This is a genomic window from Synechococcales cyanobacterium T60_A2020_003 (assembly GCA_015272205.1).
In the GTDB taxonomy this organism is placed as follows: Bacteria; Cyanobacteriota; Cyanobacteriia; order RECH01; family RECH01; genus JACYMB01.
The window spans coordinates 1-5,861 of the sequence record JACYMB010000190.1; the positions used below are offsets into that span (position 1 = coordinate 1).

Consider the following 5,861-nt stretch of genomic DNA (forward strand, 5'->3'; position numbering starts at 1 on the left):
GTGGATAACCGCTGAAAGCATCTAAGTGGGAAGCCCACCTCAAGATGAGTACTCTCACGGGGTTAACCCGGTAAGGTCACGCGAAGAATACGCGTTAATAGGCTCTAGGTGGAAGCGTGGTAACATGTGCAGCCGAGGAGTACTAACAGACCGAGGGCTTGACCTCTTCCTCTATCATCCAATCTGTCTAGCTCTCTTCACTATGCAGCCTTCAGAGTTCTCTCATCTACAACAGAGAAACTCATCAAGTTTCCTGGTGCCTTTGGCGGTATGGACCCACGCTGACCCATCCCGAACTCAGTGGTGAAACATGCCTGCGGCGACGATAGTTGGGCGGTAGCGCCCTGTCAAAATAGCACGGTGCCAGGTTCTTATTGAATGAAAGCCGATGTTCTACTCTTGTAGGCATCGGCTTTTGTTATCTTTTTTATGCTAAGGGTGATTTTCTTTGGGCTACTCTGCAGGTTAAGATTTCGATGAGAGGCCTTTGGGCGTTGGTAGCTCAACTTGATTAATCGTTTTAGCAAATGACTATGGAATATTCGACATCGCTTTGTCCTATTCCGGATGAGCAACAACCCTTGAATGAATATCAAACATTGTTGGGCTCTTGGTTTTATTCGTGGGCAGTTCGTTCCGTATTCGGATATGTTAAGCCCTTTGTAATCTTGTGGCTATTAAGTTGGCTTATTGTAGGTCCGGTAGCGGCTACAAGTTTTCCGATGAGTAAGTATCCTGTGCATTTCGCACTGAGTGGAATGGTAGGGGCTTTGCTAATTCCTGTGCTAGTTCTGATTAGGCTCTACTTAGGCTGGGTGTATGTGCGCGATCGCCTCAACCGAGAGATAGTATCGTACGAAGAGTCTGGCTGGTATGATGGTCAGACATGGGCAAAGCCACCAGAAATTCTTCAGCGCGATCGCTTGATTGTGTCATACGAAATCAAGCCGATTTTGGAGAGACTCCATCGAACCTTTGCTGTTGTTGCCTTGGTTCTGATGGTCGAAGTGATTGTTTGGGCTTTGCTATAAATATCCTTGATTGACTGCGACCTCTTATTTGCTTAAGAGCCAAGCAGCTTCTCACTATCCAGCGTAAGGCTTTATGACTAGGGGTAAGCGGAATCACACATCAGATATTGAAGTCCGGCTTTTACGAGAAGGAATTCTAGAATCGGTTCATTATGTTCAGGCTGCGGTGTGTGATAACCGAGGACGAGTGTTATCGGTTGCTGGAAGTTCAGAAACAGCTACATTTATTCGATCAGCATTAAAGCCATTTCAGGCTCTAGCGGTAACTACGACAGGAACTCTTGAGACCTATGGATTGAGTGATCAAGACCTGGCAATTATGTGTAGTTCCCATCAGGGGAGAATTGAGCAGGTTCGACAATCCTTCAATATTCTATGGCGTGCCGATCTGGATCCGTCTGAGCTACAGTGTCCGATCCCGGACGGTAAGAAAAGTCCACTTGAGCATAATTGTTCTGGCAAGCATGCGGGAATGTTGGCCGTTTGCAAACAGCGGAATTGGTCGTTGAATGATTACTTGCAGCGGAATCATCCCGTGCAGCGTTTAATTCTTGAAAAGGTTGCAGAGCTTTTACATATGCCTGCAGAAGAGGTGATGAGTGCCCATGATGACTGCGGGGCACCGACCTATTTTATGCAATTGGGACAGATGGCAACGCTGTACGCGATTTTAGGTTCCGGTGACAATTTATATATGGAGCGGGTTGTCCGGGCGATGACGCATCATCCGGCATTGATTTCGGGTGAAGGGAGTTTTGACACCGAGGTGATGCGTTTAGGGCAGGGGGAATTAGTAAGTAAGGCCGGCGCAGAGGGAATTCAGTGCATTGCGTCGGTTGGGCAGGGTTTAGGCTTGGCGATTAAGGCACAAGACGGTGCTAAGCGGGCAAAGACAGCGGTTGCGATTCACCTACTGCGGCAACTTGGTTGGATTAGTCCGGCAGTAGCGGAAACCTTGGCAGAGCAGTTTATGACGATGGGGCCTTACAAACGCTTGGAAGTGGTGGGTGAGCTTTCCCTTTTTTGAAGTCTAGGGAATGTTTGAGCCGATGATGATTTTCCCGGTGGGCTCAATGTAGCCCCACAGATTGTCTTTGCTAACCCAGGCTAAGCCTTCGGAGAAAGAGCCTACCGTGTCGAACTGGGGGGGAATGACCCACTCGCCCTCTGTGTTAATGAAGCCCGTGTATTGGCCTTGCTTAGTAGCGGCGAGACCTTCGGAAAAGTCCGAGGCGAGATCGAAGGTTGCTGGAATTTTGAGTTCACCATCTGGAGTGATGTATCCCCATTTGTTGCCGATCATGACGGCAGCAAGGTTGCCCGAAAAGTCTGATGCGAAATCGTAGGTCGGGGAAATGGTTTCTGTACCTGTGGGATCGATGTAGCCCCACTGATTGCCCGATCGCACCCGTGCCCGATTACCTACAAATTTGAATGCGCCATCCCAGTTTGGGGCGATCGCCATTTCGCCGTTGAAATTGATGTAGCCCCATTTGCCGTTCAGTCGGACAGCGGCGAGACCCTCTGAAAATTCCCAGGTGTCGTCAAATTGGGGCGGGATGGCGATCGCCCCTGTGCGATCAATATAGCCATATTTACCATCAATCCTGACAGCGGCTCGTTCCTCAAAAAATTCGCTGGCGAGGTCGAATTGCGGTTCGATGACCAGTTCGCCATTGGGATCAATATACCCAGACTTTGTGCCTGTGCGGACTGCGGCTAGGCCATTGGAAAAAGGGGTGGCGCTAAGATATTGAGGCGCAACGGTGAGACGTCCGGTACGGTCGATGAATCCGTAGACTTGATTGACTTTAGCTAATGCCATTCCTTCTGAAAAAGCTCCGGCGGCATCGATCGCTGGATCGACGGTGATGGCAATGGTTCCGTTGGAGTCGATGTAGTGATACGAATCTCCAGAGTGGACTAGAGCTAGTCCTTCCGAGAAGTCTGAGGCGAAGTCGATATTGAGGGATGAGATTTGAACAAACGACATGGCTGCGTTCGCGGAACTATCGATGGGCTGGGCAGATGTGGGACGGTGAGTCATGGCATTGTGGTAAGCAAGGCCGTAGCTCCCAATTCCCAATGAAAGAAAGCCTATCATTCTTATCCAAGGCTTGTGCCAAAAATGCTGAAGATGCGCTCGCGTATTGGGCATGGGTAGGATGGCAAAGGTGTGTGATCTCAATTATGGCGAGTTGAAAGAGGGGAATTCTGTTCATTCTGACCGATGCATCATTAACCGTCAAAAAAGTATTGACTCTGAACGGTGAGGCAGTCTCTAAGATAGATGTGCCCCATGAATCTAGAGGAGAATTTGGGTCATGAGTAGCAGCTATCGATTTCCGGAGAATTTTTTGTGGGGGGCAGCGACGGCAGCGTATCAGATTGAGGGCGCGGTAGCGGAAGGGGGACGTAAGCCCAGTGTGTGGGATACGTTTAGCGCAACACCGGGACGAGTGCGCGATGGATCAACAGAGGCGATCGCCTGTGATCATTACCATCGGTTTTTAGACGACATTAAACTGATGGGCAATTTAGGGATTAAGCACTATCGGTTTAGTGTGGCGTGGCCGCGAGTTATTCCCGATGGGCGGGGTGACGTGAATGCGGCAGGACTAGACTTTTATAGCCGACTGGTGGATGGATTATTAGCCCAGGGGATTACGCCCCATGGGACGCTGTTCCATTGGGATAGTCCCCAGGCGTTGGACGATCGCTATGGGTCTTGGCGGAGTCGGGAAATGGCCTCAGATTTTGCGGATTATGTGTCGGTGGTGGTGCGGCATTTGGGCGATCGCGTCACGAACTGGATGACGATCAACGAGATTGTTTGTTTTACCCACATGGGCTATGGGGTTCGCCAAGTACCTGTTCATGCACCGGGAACCGTGGTGAATTCTCTGAAAGAGGTTTGGCAAACGTCTCACCATGCGTTGTTGGCGCACGGAATGGCATGTCAGGCGATTCGGGCAACTTCGCCTCAGCCCTGTTCTGTCGCATTGGTGGATAATCCGATGGTGCCTGTACCTTTGTCGGAATCGCCAGAACATATTGAGGCGGCGCAGAAAGCGTTTCGCGCCCTGAATCCGAATGGGGGAATTATTGTCCCTGCCTTGACGGGGCGATATAGCGCGGAACTGTTGGAACAGTTGGGGAACGATGCACCCGCGATCGCCCCAGAGGATTTAGAGATTATCCATCAACCGCTTGATCGCTTGGGCGTGAACATTTACACCGGGGTTTATGTTCGGGCGACGGACACGCCGGTGGGGTATGAAATTCTGCCGTTCCCTGCGGGGTATCCACGGTTGCACATGCCCTGGTTACACATCGTGCCGGATAGTTTGTATTGGGTCGTGCGCCACATTCGTGAATCCTTAGGGCAAGAGAATTTGCCGATCGTGGTGTCGGAAAATGGATGTGCGGCGCAGGATGAACTCACAGAGCACGGAGAGGTGATGGATAGCGATCGCATTCTCTATTTGCGGGAGTATTTGCGGGCTGTGCATCGGGCGGTGAGCGAAGGCTATCCGGTAAACGGATATTTTGTGTGGAGTTTGATGGATAACTTTGAATGGTCGTGGGGGTGCGATCGCCGTTTTGGGGTGACATGGATCAATTACGAAACGCAGGCTCGGATTCCGAAGGCAAGTTACCGCTGGTATGCAGAGTGCATTCGCCAGAATCGGGTCGTCTAAATTCGTGACGTTGGGCAGGTTTGCTAGGAATGTCTGTGTTGGAGCAGTCCTGGGGGCAAAACCTGCCTGAGTAGAACTCTCTTTAAAAAGGGAGATCGTCGTCGTCGGAATCTATGTCGTTCGGGGAGGAGTCGGCGATCGCCTCACTCGTAGAGAGTAAGTTATCCAAGTCTGGTGATGAAGCGTCAAGGTCATCATCCATGTTGACAACCTGACCGTTGAACATCTGTGCCAAACTCTTTGCTGCTTTGGTTACGTCGTCTTCGCCTTGCCATGAGAGAGGAGAGTCGGGCGATAAGGTTGGTGGTATTTCCTGAGATTCAGCGGTAACGGATGGTGCTGTGGGCGGTGATGGTGATGGGGTGGGATCGGTGTTTAGGGATGGACGTTCAGGTTTGGTAATTGATGGTTTGGGCGGTGTTTCGAGCGGTGGTTGATTAGTCGAGGGTTGGGAGGATGACTTGGGTAGAGGCGTAGGCGACTCGGTTGGTGCACTGGTATCTGGAGAGGGAGCGCTGACAATGAGCACAACTTTGATGCGCGTGCCGAGGACGTCCAAAAACGCTTGCTCAATATCTGCGACTTTGCTCTGGGCAATTTTCATCAAGGGTTGACTGCTTAGGACAATCTCTGCGACGCGATCGCTCAACGAACTGAGCCGACCGTGATCGCGCAAGAGCGCTTTGCTGAGGGGATGGAGATGGTCTACTATCTCTTGCCAGATGCGGTGAAGTCGAGCTTCGGTCAATTCCGCTTGGACGGATTCGGGGGTGGGGGAAGGTGTCGCTTTGGTAGGGGATGGAAGTGGAACGTCTGTTGGTGGAGGTGAAACCTCGTTGGGTGGAGTGGTCTGGGATTGTGCCTTTATCTCGGATCGAGGGATTTCTTCAGTGGGTTGGAGTGTGGTCGGTGTCTTGACAGTTTCTGATGGGGGCGTTGGGGATGGGCGTTGCGTCGGTTGTGTTGCAGGAGTGGGAGGAATAGATGGAGGCCGCGAGATAGAGGGCACGCTTGATAGAGAGGTTGGTGCGAACGCTGATGGCAAGAGTCCGAGTAAGTTCACTTCTAGCCATAGACGGGGTTGGGTTGTGTTTTTGACCTGAACTTCGGCGGTGCGTAATAGTCCTTG

General features: G+C 51.2%; 5 protein-coding genes and 2 rRNA genes. 5 read left to right on the forward strand and 2 right to left on the reverse strand.

The genetic code is table 11. The features are described 5' to 3' along the window. From IGR76_09750 to IGR76_09765, 4 genes are all read left to right on the forward strand, one after another. Window positions 1-166 (forward strand): 23S ribosomal RNA (locus tag IGR76_09750); the annotation flags it as partial. An 86-nt stretch (window positions 167-252) separates the two neighbouring features. Next, window positions 253-369: ribosomal RNA gene (rrf, locus tag IGR76_09755) — 5S ribosomal RNA — on the forward strand. A 164-nt stretch (window positions 370-533) separates the two neighbouring features. Continuing rightward, window positions 534-1,031, forward strand: coding sequence for a CGLD27 family protein (locus IGR76_09760; GenBank protein MBF2078783.1), 498 nt, complete (start codon window positions 534-536; stop codon window positions 1,029-1,031). Window positions 1,032-1,104: 73 nt separating this feature from the next. After that, window positions 1,105-2,058: an asparaginase gene (locus IGR76_09765; GenBank protein MBF2078784.1), complete on the forward strand. Its 954-nt coding sequence runs from the start codon at window positions 1,105-1,107 to the stop codon at window positions 2,056-2,058. A gap of 3 nt (window positions 2,059-2,061) precedes the next feature. On the opposite strand, the gene IGR76_09770 is transcribed toward IGR76_09765, so the two are convergent. Beyond that, complete coding sequence (locus IGR76_09770) at window positions 2,062-3,078, reverse strand: WG repeat-containing protein (protein MBF2078785.1); 1,017 nt, start codon at window positions 3,076-3,078, stop codon at window positions 2,062-2,064. A gap of 277 nt (window positions 3,079-3,355) precedes the next feature. Between IGR76_09770 and IGR76_09775 the strand changes: the two genes are divergently transcribed. Further along, entirely contained in the window at window positions 3,356-4,732 is a 1,377-nt protein-coding gene (locus tag IGR76_09775; protein ID MBF2078786.1) for a beta-glucosidase, read from the forward strand. 82 nt (window positions 4,733-4,814) lie between these two features. On the opposite strand, the gene IGR76_09780 is transcribed toward IGR76_09775, so the two are convergent. Further along, a partial coding sequence (locus tag IGR76_09780; protein ID MBF2078787.1) for a hypothetical protein occupies window positions 4,815-5,861 on the reverse strand: 1,047 nt, incomplete at its 5' end.